Origin of the sequence: Bradyrhizobium sp. CCBAU 45394 (assembly GCF_028128655.1) — a bacterium.
GTDB classification, from domain to species: domain Bacteria; phylum Pseudomonadota; class Alphaproteobacteria; order Rhizobiales; family Xanthobacteraceae; genus Bradyrhizobium; species Bradyrhizobium diazoefficiens.
In genome coordinates this window covers 119911-136936 of sequence record NZ_LBIX01000165.1, presented here as the reverse complement: position 1 = coordinate 136936, position 17026 = coordinate 119911, and the positions used below count along the sequence as shown (strand labels likewise).

Annotated in this window: 11 protein-coding genes and 4 pseudogenes; 11 read left to right on the top strand and 4 right to left on the bottom strand. The window is 56.6% G+C overall.

Annotated features, from left to right (window positions below):
* Window positions 1-22 precede the first annotated feature (22 nt).
* Genes WN73_RS22825 through WN73_RS22815 form a run of 3 tightly spaced genes read left to right on the top strand, consistent with a single transcriptional unit; the run spans window position 23 to window position 2803 of the window.
* Window positions 23-901, top strand: a complete 879-nt coding sequence (locus tag WN73_RS22825; RefSeq protein WP_271554928.1) for an ABC transporter permease — start codon at window positions 23-25, stop codon at window positions 899-901.
* Window positions 891-1691: an ABC transporter permease gene (locus WN73_RS22820; protein WP_271554926.1), complete on the top strand. Its 801-nt coding sequence runs from the start codon at window positions 891-893 to the stop codon at window positions 1689-1691. Before WN73_RS22825 ends, WN73_RS22820 begins: the two co-directional genes overlap by 11 nt.
* A gap of 11 nt (window positions 1692-1702) precedes the next feature.
* Window positions 1703-2803 carry an ABC transporter ATP-binding protein gene (locus WN73_RS22815; RefSeq protein WP_271554925.1) on the top strand — a complete coding sequence of 367 codons (1101 nt, stop codon included), beginning with the start codon at window positions 1703-1705 and terminating at the stop codon, window positions 2801-2803.
* Window positions 2804-3577: 774 nt separating this feature from the next.
* Here WN73_RS22815 and WN73_RS22810 read toward each other — a convergent pair.
* Complete coding sequence (locus tag WN73_RS22810; protein WP_271554923.1) at window positions 3578-4765, bottom strand: M24 family metallopeptidase; 1188 nt, start codon at window positions 4763-4765, stop codon at window positions 3578-3580.
* Between the two features lie 957 nt (window positions 4766-5722).
* On the opposite strand from WN73_RS22810, the gene WN73_RS22805 reads away from it, so the two are divergent.
* From WN73_RS22805 to WN73_RS22775, 7 genes and pseudogenes are all read left to right on the top strand, one after another.
* The gene (locus tag WN73_RS22805; RefSeq protein ID WP_271554921.1) at window positions 5723-6616 is read left to right on the top strand and encodes a TauD/TfdA dioxygenase family protein; all 894 of its coding nucleotides are present in this window, start codon (window positions 5723-5725) and stop codon (window positions 6614-6616) included.
* Between the two features lie 351 nt (window positions 6617-6967).
* Window positions 6968-7171 (top strand): annotated as a pseudogene (locus tag WN73_RS22800) (CoA-transferase); the annotation flags it as partial.
* Window positions 7171-7335 (top strand): annotated as a pseudogene (locus WN73_RS22795) (DUF3551 domain-containing protein); the annotation flags it as partial. The pseudogenes WN73_RS22800 and WN73_RS22795, both read left to right, overlap by 1 nt.
* An 825-nt stretch (window positions 7336-8160) precedes the next feature.
* Window positions 8161-8388: a hypothetical protein gene (locus tag WN73_RS22790; protein WP_271554920.1), complete on the top strand. Its 228-nt coding sequence runs from the start codon at window positions 8161-8163 to the stop codon at window positions 8386-8388.
* Window positions 8389-8560: 172 nt separating this feature from the next.
* Window positions 8561-9433, top strand: coding sequence for a 3-methyl-2-oxobutanoate hydroxymethyltransferase (gene panB / locus WN73_RS22785; protein ID WP_271554919.1), 873 nt, complete (start codon window positions 8561-8563; stop codon window positions 9431-9433).
* Window positions 9434-9446: 13 nt separating this feature from the next.
* On the top strand, window positions 9447-10298 hold the full coding sequence (gene panC / locus WN73_RS22780; RefSeq protein ID WP_271554917.1) for a pantoate--beta-alanine ligase: 852 nt from the start codon (window positions 9447-9449) through the stop codon (window positions 10296-10298).
* A 744-nt stretch (window positions 10299-11042) separates the two neighbouring features.
* Window positions 11043-12962 carry a methyl-accepting chemotaxis protein gene (locus tag WN73_RS22775; RefSeq protein WP_271554915.1) on the top strand — a complete coding sequence of 640 codons (1920 nt, stop codon included), beginning with the start codon at window positions 11043-11045 and terminating at the stop codon, window positions 12960-12962.
* A gap of 58 nt (window positions 12963-13020) precedes the next feature.
* On the opposite strand, the gene WN73_RS22770 is transcribed toward WN73_RS22775, so the two are convergent.
* From WN73_RS22770 to WN73_RS22760, 3 genes and pseudogenes are all read right to left on the bottom strand, one after another.
* Window positions 13021-13935 (bottom strand): polysaccharide deacetylase family protein, encoded by a 915-nt coding sequence (locus tag WN73_RS22770; protein WP_271554977.1) that lies wholly within the window; start codon window positions 13933-13935, stop codon window positions 13021-13023.
* Between the two features lie 199 nt (window positions 13936-14134).
* Window positions 14135-14890, bottom strand: a pseudogene (locus tag WN73_RS22765) (SDR family NAD(P)-dependent oxidoreductase).
* 477 nt (window positions 14891-15367) lie between these two features.
* A pseudogene (locus WN73_RS22760) lies at window positions 15368-15605 on the bottom strand (transposase); the annotation flags it as partial.
* A 70-nt stretch (window positions 15606-15675) separates the two neighbouring features.
* Here WN73_RS22760 and WN73_RS44425 point away from each other — a divergent pair.
* Complete coding sequence (locus WN73_RS44425; RefSeq protein ID WP_333937983.1) at window positions 15676-15939, top strand: TauD/TfdA family dioxygenase; 264 nt, start codon at window positions 15676-15678, stop codon at window positions 15937-15939.
* The last annotated feature ends 1087 nt before the right edge of the window (window positions 15940-17026 follow it).

Genomic DNA, 17026 nt, shown 5'->3' with positions numbered 1-17026 from the left:
TGCAGATTGTGGAAGGTCACCTATGGAGGAGCGTTTCGGCAAGCGTCGAGTCATGGCCCCTGCACTTCTGCTGGCGCCAATGGTCTTGCTTCTCGTCGGATGTCTAATGATACCCACGCTCGGATTGCTCAGGTCGAGCTTTCTGCCTGGTAGCCATCTTCTCGATGGAAGCGGGTTTAGCTTGGAGCAGTATGTCCGCTTCTTTTCGGACTCGTACTACTCGTCAGTATTGTTGGAAACTTTCGTAGATGGGATTCTCGTCAGCTTAATCTGCTTAGCGATTGGGATCCCTACCGGATACTCGCTCGCGCGGCTTCCGCCGTTGGCGCGGCGGTGGCGAACAATCATAGTGATCATGCCGCTGACACTCAGTCTGGTAGTCATCGTGTTTGGCTGGTTGATCATTCTTGGTCGCAACGGAGTGGTTAATTCGCTGTTCCTCAATTTGGGTATCATCTCTTCTCCGAAGCAACTGCTCTTCAGCCGGCCGGCGGTGCTTACTGTTCTGGTCCAGCAGTTCCTGCCGTTCATGATCTTATCCGTCATGAGCGTCGTCACTCAGATAGATCCAGTACTCGAACAGGCCGCCGCAAATTTGCGCGCCAACAGATTCGCAACGTTTCGCAAGGTGATTCTTCCGCTCGCGCTTCCTGGGATCCTCGCCGGCTTCAATCTCGTGTTCGTGCTCTCAATCTCCGCTTTTATCACGCCTCGTCTGATCGGCGGAAATCGCGTAGCGATGCTCGGTAGCTTGATCTATGAACGCATGATGGCGGAGCTAAATTGGCCATCCGGAGCGGCCATGGCCTTCATTCTCTTCGTGAGCGGACTCGGCTTCACGGCGACGCTAAACGCGATGGTTGCGTCGCGGCTCTTCAAAGGCCGACGACATGCGTTTTGACCTCATTGACTACGTGATGGCTGTCTCAGGAGCGATCATCCGAGCAATCGTGTACGTGATGCTCGCGCTGCCCGCGCTTCTCGTGGTGGTTTCTTCGTTCACCAGCGGCGATAGCCTTAATTTCCCGCCAGCGGGTGTTTCTCTGCGCTGGTATCGAGAGGCATGGCAGAATGACGTGTTCATGACTGCGCTCTGGACGAGTACTTACATTGCTGTGCTCGTTGCCACAATCGCGCTAGCTGTTGGTTTTGCCGGCGCGTTCGCGATCAACAGGTTTTCGTTTCCAGGAAAGGCATTCTTGCAGGGGCTTGCCTTCTCGCCGCTGATTGTCCCCGCCGTCGTGCTCGGGATAGGGCTATTGCAGTTATTTGCTTTGCTGAATCTTACGCAGACCGTATTTCCGCTGCTCTTGGGCCACCTGGTACTCGCAATTCCCTACGTAACGCGCACCATTATGGCCAGCCTTGCGATGCACGATCGGGTGCTCGAAGAAGCCGCGATGAATCTCCGTGCCCCGCCATTTCGCGTTATTCGGCGAATCACTCTGCCGCTGATCCTGCCTGGCTTGATGTCTGCCGCGATCTTCGCCTTTGTTACATCGTTTGGAAACGTGACGGTTTCGGCTTTTCTGACCTACGGCGGCAACGTGACTTTACCCGTACAGATATTTACGTACGTAGATACCAGTTACGACCCCCTCGTTGCCGCCGTGTCGAGCCTGATGATCTTGGTAACAATGATCGTCATCCTGACGATCGAGCGCTTGATAGGCGCCGAACAGCTAGCGTAGCAGGAGTAGAGATGCTCGCCTCGTCCAAGGATGATGAGAATGTGGTGCGGGGAAGTTCCGACCAAGTCGTGGAGTTGCGTTCCGTTTCCAAGCTCTACGGCGACGCTGCCGCGGTCAGCAGCATTTCGCTGAATGCGCGTCGCGGCGAACTGCTCTGCCTGCTGGGTCCCTCAGGCTGCGGCAAAACAACCACGCTGCGAATGGTTGCCGGATTTGTAGAGCCCTCTTCGGGCAGCGTATACATCAATAACATCGATATGACGCATCAGCCGCCGTATCGACGCGATACCGGCATGGTGTTTCAGAGCTACGCGTTGTTCCCACATATGACGGTCGCTCAGAATATTGCGTTTGGCCTTGAGAATTTGAGGTGGCCGCGCGAAAGGCGCACAAAGCGCGTTGCGGAAATGCTCAAACTTATCGAACTGCCTCATTTGGCGGACCGGCTGCCGCGTCAACTATCAGGCGGACAGCAACAACGCATAGCGCTCGCTCGCGCCTTGGCGATGGGACCCGCAGTGCTGCTTCTCGATGAACCGTTCTCAAATCTCGACGCGCAGTTGCGAGTTCGCATGCGTGAAGAGCTGCAGGAAGTGGTCCGAAGCGTCAACGTCACCACTCTCTTTGTAACACATGACCAAGAAGAGGCGCTCGCGATGTCAGATCGGATTGTGGTCATGAACGCCGGTAAAGTGGAGCAGATCGGAACCCCTGGTGAAATCTACGAAACGCCGGCCACGCCTTTCGTCGCGAAATTCATCGGCTGGTGTTCCTTGCTGAAGGGAGTGGTGTCCGCTGAAGGCGTTTTCACGTCGGCCGCAGGCCTGCGGATAAAGGCCGATTGGAGTCCCGGTCCTGGCACCGTGGTGATCCGACCGGAACACGTTAAATTATCAACGGGTGGCAGTGCCGGGCAAGCGCACCAGGCGCGCGTCCTCCATTCCCATTATTCCGGAGGCGCAACGCGGGTCGTGCTCGACATCAACGGGGAGCAGCTAACGATGCAGGAGCGCTTTCCATTTGGGCATCATCCCAAACCCGGCGATCTTCTCGGCATCACCATCAACACGAACGATATCCGGCTGATTTCGGCGAACGAGGGGCAGTCTTGAAGAGACAACATGATCCTCACGATTGACATGCGACGATCGCAGCCGCGCATATTCAAGCGTCAATTGCGTGTTTTGTGCCAGAAGCCACGGCCGCATGGCTTACGTTCACTGCAGTGTATTAACTTCCAGCGGAGGAACGTTCCCGCTGATCAGCGGGGACGATCGAGGTTCTTACGCTTCGAAGGAGTTAGCGTAGTGAGGCGAGCAAGCGTCCAAACCCACTTAGCCAGCCACGCGAAGGGCATCCCAAACCACTGCCATCTCCGCATTGTTGAACTTCGCAAAGGCGGCGTCGGCACTAATATCAAATCGTCTTCTCGAAAGAAGGGAAACATCCGATAGTGAGTGCGCAGCGCCCCAGGCATAGGCAGGGCGATTGTTCTTGCTTTCAACTGCTCCAGTGCCGATAACGCAGCCGTAGCAAGGGTCCAATCGCCGAACGGTCGGACTGCTTAACCCGGCTGTGTGGCCTTAAGCTCGGTTAGCAATATCGAAAGACGGTGTGATGCAATCCGTCCACGGTGCACGCCGAAAATTCCGCATTCTGGCGCGTCGCTCGACTTATTCATTTCATGTAACGCGGTCGCGCGCAGAGGTATCGCAGCTTAAGGCGGCGTGCCGACCGCAGTGCTGTTCAAGATAACTCGATAGACATGCGCGGACTTGCCGCACATGCCGGATTCACCGCTACCGATAGTCATGCCGAATTCGCCTTGCGAGGCGCGTGGCGTTGCCAGGACGTCAAGCTTGGCCAAGACGGACCGTGAGTTCGCTTCACTTGATGACCAGTTGCCGTGGGAACGAAGTCAAATCTTCTCTCCCGGTTTCAGTTACGATGAAAGACTGAGTTATCGTGACGCCGTTATCGCCGAGCCACAGTCCCGGCATCATGTGAAATGCCATGCCGGGCTCAAGAACAGTGAGATCGCTGCTCCGAAGACTCGCAGTGCGTTCCCCCCAGGTCGGCGAGAAACCGATACCAATCGAGTAACCGAGCCTGGCTTCCTTGTGAAAGCCGTGCCGGGCAATCGTAGCCTGCCAAACGCGTTCGACATCCGCGCAGGTGACGCCGGGCTTCACTTTTGCCAATGCGGCCTCGATGCCCTCGACTACCGCATTGGATAGCCGAAGATATGAGTCCGGTGGCGTGCCGAGGAATATTGTGCGACTAATTGGGGCATGGTAGCGTCGACGGCAGCCGGATGTCTCTACATTCACTGGAAGGTCTGTGCCGATGAGACGATCCGACCACGGCGCATGCGGTTCGCCTGATCGCTCGCCGGTGAGCAAATAGGTCGGGCTCGAAGGTTGAACGCCGCCGTATTCCTCTGTGCCGGAGATCATCCGCCGGTAAATCACTGCCGCCAGGTCGCACTCTCGCATCCCGGGCCTCGCTGCCTCGACCGCGTCGGTAATCATCGCGTTTGAGATTTTGCCTGCCTCGCGCATGATTGCGAGTTCGGCCGGGCTCTTGCGGATGCGGATCCAGTTGATGAGCAGTTCGGCGTCAACGAAGCGCTTTTCCGGTAGGGAGCCGAGGAGCTTGGTATGCGTTCGCGCGGTGTAGTAGAATGAGCCCGTCTCCGTCCCAATAGAGTTCAGAGTTGGGCAGATGTCTCTAAGTTGCGCAACGAGAAAGTCGACAGGATCTCGTTCCGAAGATTGCACATATTCGTCGGTGTAGGGACGAATGGCTGTCTCCGACAAATGGGTCATGCGCCGAACCGACACTGCATCCATAAAGCGGCCAATCCAGACGGGTTCGTCAAGATCGCGATGGACGACCAACATTTGAAATACGTAGTAAGAATAGGCCTCGTACCCAGTGAGATAGTAGATATTTGAGGGCTCGCTGACGAGCAGCGTATCCATCTCGTGCCGATCCATCTCTTTCTTGACCAAGGCCAAGCGACGGGCAAATTCCTGCTTTTCGAATGGTATTCCGTCTCCCGTCCGGCTCATAACATAGTTCCTTCTTCGGCTATCCTTGGTAACAACGCTCTTGAGTCGGGACACGCAGTTCGCGGACGTCCCCTTGCCGGCTATGCTCCCGCGACTTTACGATCCCGAGAGATGGACGAATTTAGCTCCGACCTTGCTCTTTTACCCACAGTAGCGATGTCTCGGTACCATTTAGTGCAATCACTCGCATGCTCGCGCTTAAATCCCGCGTGCGTGCCTCCCCAAAGACGGATTTCGACGGCCATCGGGCATCTGTCGCGGCGGGTGCTGTTTCCAATCGCAGAACTGACGCCGGCTGAGGCGGATAGTGTGCCCTGGCGCTTCCGCTGGAGGTATGCCTGCAACTGGGGGGTAACGTCGCTAGTCGCCTGAAGGCAATGCCAAACGCTGCTACGACCGACATTCTCACCTCGGAGCCCAGAGGAAGCTAATTCTCGCATGAAAGGTGATGCGTTGATCTTTGAGTCCGGAGCGGGGGATTAGCTCGTGCACCAAATGTGCACGTCGGGTCGTCGTGGTCAGGACGCGCGCGCTCTCGTTGCTGTTGCGCCCATGTAAACTTCCAGTGATCGTCATGAAGCCGTATGACTTCGTCGATAATGGACCGGGCTAGTATTCTTAATGATCGAAAAATCAACGGCAACTATTCGACGCATTGGTGATTGATCCGGTCTGCGAACTGCGCGGCATGGTCCGCTGAAGGCGTGCGTACGCGCATATTTCAGTATCGGCCTCGCTCGTGAAGCGATCATTGCTCGCAGTCAAAAAGAAAGCGGATTTCGTTTCATTGACTGTGCATCGCGCGCTCTTACAATCTGAGGCTTCAGCGCAGTGTCATTGGCAACCGAGTTGTGATCGAGACGGTCCTGCTCAAAGTAACTGCGAGTATCTCCGACGTCGCTTCCGCGACCGGCACGGCGGGGTTTCGTTCGAACGGTCGCGGCTATGAAGGTGATCATGAACAAGAGCATCAACAACGTCATTCCGGGCGCGGATATCACCAAGTGCGCGGCCCGACTTGGCGCCGAGATCAGCAACGTTAGATTATCGGGCGGCTTATCCGACGAGGTCATGCATGCGATCAACCAGCTGCTGCGCGAGCATAGGGTCATCTTCCTCCGAGATCAGCGTCACTTTAACGAGGGCGAGCAGGAGCGCTTTGCCGCCCGATTGGGAGACTCACTCTCTCGATCTCGCGAGACGTGTGGATTGTCAGCGACCCAGGCGCCATCTTCGGTACACGGCACCGGTCACGAAGATCAGGCGCAAGCGGCTGCCGCCTTCGATGGCACCCGTCTGATCTGCATGTTGCCCGCTAAGATAATCACATCGCATGGCGGGAAGACCGTTTGGTCGAACGCGGCGGCTGCATACCGGGACCTTCCGCTGTCACTGCGCATGCTCGCGGATGAACTTTGGGCCGTTCATAATAGCGCCCCCTGCCATGCTCTGAAAGCATGCTCGACCGCGACGGACGAAGAGAGGCTGCAGTCAGCGGCAGTGCCATGCGAGACAGAGCTTCCAGTGGTGCAAACTCACCCCGAAACGGGCGAGCGCGCACTAGTGCTGGGCAATTCAGTGAAGCGCTTCGTCGGCTTGCAGAAAGATACCGGTCGAAGACTGTTCGACCTTCTCCAATCTTACATCGCGGCCCCTCAAAATACGGTAAGCTGGAACTGGAAGGCGGGCGACGTAGCGATCTGGGACAAACGAGCGACATTGTTAGTCAATGGCTACCGGCATGATGAATCAAATATAGAAGATCCAGACGTGCTCAGCGTGGCTGTCCGTCGCGGAGTTACGCGCGTTAAGACGTCAAAGCCACAGCTACCAAACGCTCGAGCAGCTTGAGTTAGCAAGTTGCAGGTTCGTTCGCGCTGAATTCGTATTTGACTTCCAGACCAGCGGTGAACCGCGTGGCTCCCAATGGGCGCGCCGTATTTCTGCCAACTCAGCCGATGTTTTGATTGGAGTGCGCGAGCCTGCTGGTGCCTGTGTTTATTTGAGAACAAGCTGCTGACCGCGCTTCGGTTTTGGTGAAGAGGGGCACGTTGAAGCGCCGCGCGAGCTTGTGTGCGCTGGGCGCGAGGCGATCACTCTGCATGGCACCTGTGGGGCGCCTGAACGGTCAAAGCATCTTGTACCGCTTTCGTCCCTGCGGTCATCACCAACAACAGCGATCCTCCACCGGACGAGTTATCCATGAACAAGGTCTATCCCAACGCCAAGTCGGCTCTTGAGGGTCTCCTCAAGGACAACATCATGATCATGTCGGGCGGCTTCGGCCTCTGCGGCATTGCGGAAGCCCTGTCGGACGCGATCCGCGACTCTGGCGTCAAGGGTCTGACGGTCGTCTCCAACAATGCCGGCGTCGACGGCATCGGGCTCTCCCGGCTGCTGGAAACGCTTGGCATGACATGTACTGCCAGCAAGAACGCAGCTGTGGATATCCTGGCAATTGTCAGTTCTCGACTTATGACCAGTGTTTGGCTACTGCATCCGGCACAAATGCCTTTTGCGGTATAAATCCGACCTGCGCCTTCGAGCGGCACAGTCGGCAAGCGGGCTGATGTGAATCAGATTGCAATATGAGGCAATCGTAGGAATACGCGTGCTGACGCACCAGTCTCGACAAGCCTGTGAGGGCTATTGCGCAACAAGGGCGGTGGGCTCGAACAGCGTGCTTCGTCCTTCGATAACATCTGTGATCGTCACAGAATTGGTGGCGGACGTCTTCCTAATCCGACTGGCGACAGGTCTAGGCTTCATAGGTCTGGCAGGAATGTTCAGGTCGCAGCACTTCGCAGATTGTGCGGCAATCCTACGCCACTGAGGTGAACCGGTTCGATTAACTTCATCGCAAAACTCCCCGAGGGCGCAGGATTTAGTCGTAACTGCGTTGATCATTGCATCAATCAAGATCAGAAAAGCCTTACAGTAGACGTTCTAGGCGAGGGCTCTCCGATGAAATGCGGAACTCCGCTAGCGAGGCCGCGCCACGCGTTTGCGCCTGGTGCCATTCATGCCGAGAATTCGAAATTGCGCCACCGCGCCCCACAACGGGCGTGGCAACGCAGAAATGGAAATGCATGGGACTAAACGCGTAAAGCCAGCAGGAGGCCAAAATGCGCAAGGATACTTCCCATCATGCTCCGGTAAAGTGCTGCGCGATATGCGGCGGAAAATTCGGTCTGATCCGCTACTACTGCTGGCGAACAGCCCTTTGCTCCAAGAAATGCGTAGATCGCTTCAAGGCGCGGCGGAGCACCGACTACGACTGGCTTCGCTGGTTGCGAACGGTCTAGCGCCAGCGCGAACGCCGCGAAAGCATTCACGGCGAGAAGCGGTGCCGAATAGTCTTGAGACTAGATCCGGCGGGATCCGAAGAGCGATACATGGATGATCAAGTGACACAAACCTCGGCAATCATCATCGATTTCAAGGCCTACAAGATGAATAAGCGCGCCTCGGCTAAGCTGTCCCAGGACACAGCTTGTTTTATCTCGATCTCAGAAACGATCGAGTCGTGCTGTCTATTTTGGCTTTGCCTGGCTTGGGTTCCATTTGGCCTGCTGAGTCCGCCAGTGTTCAAGCGGGACCACACCTTCCTTTGGCGATCCTAGGCGCCACGAAGGAGCTGTCTAGAACCTCACGTGCCCAACCCTCTGTGTGCAATTGGCGCTGACGCGCATGAGCTGACCTCCGGCACCAATTTGTTTCGAGACGACGCGGTCGTCAGAGAAACGAGTATCGGGGGAAGGGTAAGCTCCGTAGCCGACGACGCGAGAACTTGAGATGAGCTACAGTTCCGAGCGACCGCCCGAACGTGTCACCATTCCCTTACTGCAGCGGTGGAAGCAGGAAGGGCGGCGAGTTGCGATGACCACTGCCTATGACGCCGTTACGGCGCGCATCACACACCACATAGTGGATATCGTTCTTGTCGGGGACAGCGTCGGCAACGTCTGCCTCGGATTCGACAATACGCTGCCGGTCAGTGTGGCGATGATGAACCATCACCTTGAGGCGGTCGCGCGCACAAAACCACGCGCATTGCTCGTAGCTGATATGCCCTTTCTCAGTTTCCATATAAGTCCCGAGGAAACCATCCGAAACGCTGGAGGATTCCTTCAGCGGGGCGCCGACGCGGTAAAACTCGAGGGAGGTAGCAATCGCGTTGAAATGGTGCGCGCTCTCGTCGACTGCGACATTCCCGTCATGGGCCATCTCGGTCTTACCCCACAAAGCGTCAATGTTATGGGTGGATTCAAGGTGCAGGGGAGGACGACCGATCAGGCCAAGCGCCTGCTCGACGACGCGCATCATCTGCAGGAAGCCGGATGTTTCGCGCTGGTATTGGAAGGTATTCCAGCCGAGCTTGCCGCACGAGCGACCGAATACCTGACAATACCGACCATCGGCATTGGAGCCGGGCCCAACTGCTCCGGCCAAGTGCTCGTATTCCACGACATTCTAGGCCTAATTGAAGGCTATCGTCCCAAATTTGTTCGTGCCTATGCAAACGGCTTTCAGCTGTTGCAGGACGCATTATCGAGCTGGGTCGCGGATGTTCGTGAGGGCGCATTCCCGACACCCCAAGAGTCCTATCGCGTTCCCGATAACGTTCGGGATGAGATCGCAAAGTGGACACCCGCTGATCCAAGCTGATCCAAGGCACTACATGCAAACAATAAGATCGGTTAGCGAGCTACGTCGCGTGGTGGCGGACGTTCGTAAGAGCCATAAGCGCATTGGTTTTGTTCCGACAATGGGCTGCCTACACGACGGGCACCTCGCGTTGGTTGAGGCGAGCCTGGCGAATTGCGACGTCACGATCGTCAGCATTTTCGTTAACCCCACTCAGTTCGCTCCGAACGAGGATTTCGGCGCCTATCCACGCGACTTTGTCCGCGACGAGAAACTATGTCGTGCTGCCGGGGTTGCCATTGTCTTTGCTCCAGAAGCAAAGGAGGTATATCCGGCTCAATTCGAGACCATCATCGAACCGGGCGAGCTCGCAAACACGCTCTGCGGAGCCTTCAGGCCCGGACACTTTCGAGGTGTCGCGACCGTCGTGTGCAAGCTCTTTAACATGGTGCAACCGGACGCCGCGTATTTCGGACAGAAAGATTTTCAACAATGCGCCGTGGTACGCCGGATGGCGATCGATCTTAACCTACCGATCGAGATCGCTATCGTGCCGACGGTTCGGGAGGTTGACGGACTCGCGATGAGCAGTCGCAACCGGTATCTTAGTTTGGAAGAGCGTCGGCGGAGCCTTGCGATCAGCCGCGGCCTGTTTGCCGCAACGGAGGAATTTCGCTCCGGAGAGCGAGATCCGAAAAGGCTAATCGGCATTGCGAAGAAGCATTTGGAAACCGTGGATCGGCTGCAATATCTTGAACTCGTTGACACTACTACGCTAAAGCCCGCCGAGAGCCCTTTGGAGCGGTCCGCGGCGCTTTGTGTGGCTGCCTACGTCGGCTCGACTCGATTGATCGATAACGTGATCCTTTCGTTGCCGGCGTCATAGGAATGATTGCGAGGCAGGGGACAACGCAAGCGAGCGTGCCGGAGTTCGCCAACCGGCCGATCGACGTCGACCCTGCCAGCGGACGTAAGAGCACCAGTCACATGATGATCCAAATTGAAGTGTATCGGCGCGGCTTTCCGGCTTAATTCGGCAAGTTGTTGCAGAAATCATGCGCGATCTATTCCCCGTCGCCGTATCTAACCGGAAGTTGGCTTCGGCTCGCCGCTCGTCACGCTTGCGGCTTCCTTGGATATGACGGGTCTTTTTCGTCATCAAATATCAAGCCGCGGCCAATGCAATCGCCGTGATGGAATTCAATGGCCGCTCATGCGTTGAGTCTGCCGGCCCGTGGGCGAGCAGTCTTCGCAAGTGTCCCGTCGCTGTCCAGTAAGTGCGTATTGATGCCTGCGCGCTGTACCGCAATCGACGCGCCTCGTCGACAACTCGTGTGAATCTGCATCATCAATGTCCGTCTGCTGAGGTGCCTTGCCCACTGCATACGTCAAGCACACCGAGAAGAACTCGTGTGCTCGATGCTCATACGCATTCCAATTCAGGGTTTCGCAATCAATCTAACTTAATGAGCCGGTCTCGTTGATCGAACGAAGCTGTTCGACGCCGTCTAGCTCACTCTCGCCATGACCCCCTCCGGGTCTACGAACTTATTCAAGGGGTAACATGAGCAAAGTTGGAACGAGGAGCGGCAGATTATCCAGGACCATTCGCATTGGCTTGAGAAGCCAAATGGCGATGCTCGGCCTTTCCGGAGTGCTTGTCACAGGCACTATCTGCGCGGCTGCGCTAAACTACGCGAGCATGGTTCAGAGCGAATCGGCCGACAGCAGGAGATTTAGGGACGATGTCGCATCACTGTCACAGAGTTTCCTGGAATCACGACAAATCGCAAGCGACTTCCTGCGCAAACCGAGCGAAGTATTAATCAAGAGCCACGGCGAGAATTATCAGCGGCAGCTCGAAGACCTCAGTCGGGTCGAAGCGTTTGTGGCAGATCTCCCTGGGGATGGCCCTCTGAAGCTGGCGACTTCTTTGCGTTCCGTGATCAATCTTTATGCGACGCGCTTTCACAATGTGGTCTCGGCGCAACGCAACCTGGGTTTCAACGAGGATGACGGGTTCCAAGGGAGGCTGCGCAAGGCCGCCCACGCGATCGAGGAGCAACTGACCGGACTCGATCAATCACGGCTCACGACGTTGATGTTGATGATGCGCCGGCACGAGAAGGATTTCATCTTACGCGGTGAAGACAAATATGGAGACCTCCTGGCGGAGCGGGAGTCGGAATTCGAGACCGCGCTCGCTCAGTCCAATTTGGCCGCAGAGGTCAGATCCCGCATTCTCGAATTGATCCGCACATACAAAGCGAGCTTTGCGTCATTCATGGTGACGCAGCAGGCACTGAGCGACCAAGTCGACGATCTCGGACAAAATTATCAGCGAGTCCGCCCGACGCTCTTGAAGATTATGACGGCCGCCGACGCGAGCTCCGAAGCAGCAGAAGGACGTTCTGAAGAAATCCGGCGGGCGCTCATCTGGGTAATCGGACTTGCAACCATTCTCGTGGGTCTGATTGCGCTACTGTTCGGCCAGCGCATTGCCAAAACAGTCGTTTCGATGACGGCGGCCATGCGCCAACTCGGCGAGGGGCGGTTCGATGTGGTTTTGCCTGGAATTGGCCGCAGAGATCAACTCGGCGAAATGGCCGAAGCCGTCGAAGTGTTCAAGCTGAAAGCTCGCGAGAGGGCAACAGTAGAGCTCGAGGCAAAGTTCGAACAGGATCGAGCTGCCGCAGAGCAGCGTAAGGCCGATATCGCCCGCCTCGCCGGCGAATTCGAAACCGCCGTGGGCAAGGTCATCGACACTGTCTCGTCGGCATCGACGGAGCTCGAAGGGTCCGCGCGCAGTCTTACCCGGACAGCGGATCACAGCCGGCAACTCTCCGCAAGCGTCGCCACCTCATCGGAGGATGCGTCCACCAACGTTCAGCGCGTGGCGGCCGCGGCGGACGAAATGGCTAGAGCCATTGCCAATATCGGTCGACAGGTCGAACAGGTGGCCGATAAAGCGGGCGAGGCGGTTCGGAAGGCGAAAATGAGCGACGAGCGCATTGCCGACTTGGCTGCTGCGGCGGAGCGCATCGGCAGCGTGGTCCAGTTGATCGCCGCAATCGCGCATCAAACAAATTTACTCGCGCTGAACGCGACGATCGAAGCGGCACGCGCGGGAGATCTTGGCAGGGGCTTTGCCGTCGTCGCCAAGGAAGTGAAATCTCTCGCGACACAGACGGCCCATGCTACTGATGAGATCAATAGGCACATCGGCGCGATTCAGGCAGCGACGAATGATTCGGTCGGCGCCATTGCCGAAATAGGAGTTACTATCGGCTGCATCTCGGAGATTGCCAGGACAGTTGTCGACTCCATCGGAGAGCAGGAGATAACGAGCAAAAGCATCGCAGGCAATGTACAGGAGGCCGCGGCTAGGACCACCTCTGTGGCGGTAAGCGCCAGCGAAGTTACCAGCGGCGCAATGCAAACCGAGGAGGCTTCAAAGCTGGTGCTAACGTCTGCCGAACTGCTCTCCGAAGAAAGCGCTCGGCTGAAGGACGACCTGAATTGCTTCTTAGCCGGTATCCAGGCGGCGTAGTTTATTAGGTGGATTTCTGGTGCCCTCGGCGCGGCAGAAAAAAGCTCTGAGCAAATCCCTAAGGTTCTCTTACCGCGTCGTCCCTGGCAGGTCTCTCGTAGTAGGGAACCTTGTCGACGCGCGGTCTCCATTTCCCGGATGATATGACCCCCTGAACGTGCAACGCGATTTCAGACATCGAAGCGAACCAAACACCGCCCTTTTCAATCATGTACTTGATCAACGGTTCAATTGCGGCACATCGCGCGAGCCGCCCGCTAACCGGCGGATGCCACACACACATCCACATTCCGTTGTATTCCCACGCGGCATCAAATTCCGCCTTGAAAACCTCGACTGCATGGGCGGGTGGTTTGATAGCGGCACTATAGCCAAAATCACGCCAGCTCATGTAGTGATACCAATCACCCAATCCCTGGATACATGGGATTTCGATCAAAGATCCCTTTCCATTTCGGAGCACGTAGGGAATATCATCGCCGTACAGCGAGGTGTCGTACAAAAAGCCCTGTTCGATCAGCAAGTCGATCGTATGCCTCGAAACACCATTCGAAGATATCATGGGCGTTCTATATCCAAGCGGCCTGCGACCTGACACGCGATTTATTATCTCGATCCCGCGGCGAAGAATGTCCAACTCCTGCTGACGGGACATCGCGTTGTTGTCATGGTGAAGGTAGCCATGATGAGCAAGCTCGTGGGAATTCTTGAGCATGAGCTCTATGGCTGCGGGGTAGTGTTCTATCGTCCAACCAGGCACGAAGAACGTCAACGGGACGTCATAGCGCTTGAACAGATCAATGATCCTGGGAACTGCGATTTCGGGATCGTATCGCATGAAGGAAAGTGTCGCGACATGGTTGTCCGCGGTGTCGGGACGCGCGGCATGAACGGCGCTGTCCGCGTCTACGTCCCACGTGAAGGCGACCGCGCACCGCGCACCATTTGGCCAAGGTATCGGATTCTTTATCACGTCCAACGTTCCTTCTTATAGCTAGGGCTTGCGTGACCGCTTGAGCCGAGACTCGAGCCAAGGCTACCGGTGGGCGGGCAAAAGGCTGTCCGATCGTCATTTCGAAGTCGTGGCAGGACATCGACGCAAAATTGCCCTCGTAGTCTCTCATCGCAACTTGTTCAATGTCAGGGATCGCGCATACGGCCGGCGCGGTGGCTCAGGCGACTGCCTGCGCGCCGGTAATCTCAACCAAAGATCCACACATAAAGGGCGCCTCGTCCGAGGCGAGAAACGCCACAAGCGCCGCAACTTCCTCGGAAGTGCCGATACGTCCATACGGTACCAGCTTATTGAGTTCTTCAATTGTCCGGCCCGAACGCCTTAGACCCTCTTCTAGCATCGGGGTGTGTATCTCGCCGGGACAAACTGCATTTACTCATATGCCCTTGGGGGCATAATCTCGGGCAAGGTTTTGTGTAAATGACGCGACTGCTGCTTTGGTTACATTATATGCGATGCAATTTGGAGCAGGATGCAAACCCCATTGCGAAGAAATGTTAACGATTGCGCCGGCGCGCCGTTCGATCATGTGCGGCAGAGCAGCGCGACACAGGTGAAACATCGCGTCAACATTGGTGGCGAAGCTCAGCTGCCAATCCTCTTCCGACAAAGAGAGCAGATCGCCACGTCTAAAAATACCGGCGTTGTTCACCAAAACATCGAGTCTCTCGTGTCTCGAGAGAACTCCAGTTATCATTCGCCGGCACGCGTTTTTGTCACCCAGGTCGACAACAGCGGTATCTACAACGCCCCCACTTGCGGTGATTTGGGCGATAACTGGCTGCACAGCGGAAGCGGATATGTCTGCTGCAACAACGATTGCGCCTTCATTTGCAAATCGTCGACAGGTCGCGGCCCCGATTCCGCCTCCGCCGCCGGTTACAATCACTACCTGGCCTTTAAAGCGTGCCATCAACTGCTCCACGAAATGGGGCGGGCGTTTTGGCGGATCATAGAGGAGGCAGACGGCGGTTATCGCGCGTTCTCGGGCGAAAATGCGCAGGATCGCGGCGCTCACCACCCTCTGGGTATTCACTCGGCGTCCTGTTTCGAGCGCAACCTGCGCCCTGAGCGTCGGCTGCAGGTCGGATCGGAAGTGCTGCAAGTCGACAGCTGCTTGATCTTTTGATCCTCCCCTCTGAGGGTTGCTTGCATCAAAAACCAAAGTTGAAGAGCGAATCCGATCGATCGCACGGCTTGGGATGCTGCTCTGCAGAAGCGGATACCGATGAAGACTGCCCCTTCGGCTCGATACATATTGTTCGATGCGGCCTCAGAGTGGTTCAGGCCCGAGTATGCTGACATTTGCGTGAGGATGTAAGATGGGATGAACGCGCCAAGGCAGAAGAACGCGCAGCAAAGCAGGGGCAGATCGCCGAATCAGGGGACGAATCTCGGCCAAAGCGGTCTCTGGCTTGGATTTGTGGCGTTCGGTATTCGACCGGTACGCCGGCGCGCTTCAACCGTGCGGTATCGCTCGTCCAGCTCTCGGGTAGGAAGGGACGCAATGCGATCATCGCCAGCACTTGACCGCGCGCGAGCGTCAGCGACACCAATGTTTAGCAATTTGCCGTTTTGCCAAGCGACGAGGCATATTGAGCCGCGACACCGACCGAGTGATCACTCCGTGGTGAGCATCTATCCCCAGACGGGTGAGCGCATCCTTGTCCTCGGTAACGTCGAAGGGCGTTTTGTTGGATTACACAAGGAGATCGGCCAGAAGCTGTTTCATCTGCTCCAGTCCTATATCACTGCCCGCAAAATACGGTTCGGTGGAGCTGGAAGGTCGGAGACATGGTGATATGGGACAATCGTGCAGCCCGGCACTATCCGATCGATGACAAGCAGAGCGGCCTAGTATATCGCGACAACCTCACTCGCGATCTGTCGCCTAGCGTAAATGGTCACCGGGGTGGGCAGCGCGGTAACATGCCAAGGCCTCCGGCAGCGAGGGCTGCCTGAACTCGCCTGGGATCTACCAGAATCGACCTCATACCGGACGCGAGCCCTAGCCTCGCGTTGAGATCGGTCGCGGCGTATCCAAAGAAATCAGGTTCCTGCTCCCACTCTCGACCAGGCTGCGGTCACTTCTGAGGGGCGCGCCCCTCGTTCTCCTCATGCGGCCGTCTTGCGCGCAACGCGCGCGCCGGCCGTGACAATGGGCGGCACGCTTGATCGGTCGGGCGCGCTCCATTTCCGAATCGAGCCCGGCTGTTGTCTCACTTGCAGCAGGCGCGTCGCGTTTGACGAGCTAATGCTTCAAAGTGTGGCGGTTGAACGCACAATTGCTGCCTTAAATCGGATCAAATCGCCGACATGCAACCTTTCGGACTCGATACTAATGGTCCGAAATGGACCTATCGGTTGACCGTTCGCGATCGTTGAGAAAAGCACAGGGTTGGAGAGGTATGCATCACCTTGACGATCGGAGAGCAACGCAGCGCGCCGAGGCAGAACGATGTCCGATTAGCCTGTTGCAGATGCCGAAGCTGCGATCGCAATCCCACGGAACCTACAACTGACCGCGGCGGGATGCGAGCCAGCATAGTCCGGCTACGGTCAAGCAGAGTCTTTGTCAGGAGTATTTGTCTGTTCTCAGCCACTGCATAAGCCACCGTGATGTTAACAGGGGGAAGGCCATGACGTCGCGCTACGAATGTTTGAGGGGGCGAGGGCCCACAGGCGCCGGCTCAGCCTCTGCCGCCTCGTTCGCCACGGCAAACGGTGGATTTGTGACGCCAGTAAATCCGTCGCCCGTGATGAAGGGATTGGAAAACGGGTCTGATCTGCCGGATGCCTCGGGAGAGGAACCGGGTGGAGAGGGTCGAGTTCTGCCCGGCGGGACTTCATGAACTTTAGTGATTCAGTGGGAGGGGACGTCTGAGCCAAGCGAGATGGTTCAGTTGTGCCAACAGTGCGTTTCAGTAAAACGCGCGGGCCTTGAGGAAAGCTGTACTGCAGCGTGGGAGCGTTTTCCGGGTTTGCCAACCGCAAACTTTGATTTTAGAGTCCCGACGGCATTTGCGACTTTAGCAATCTTGAATTCCGG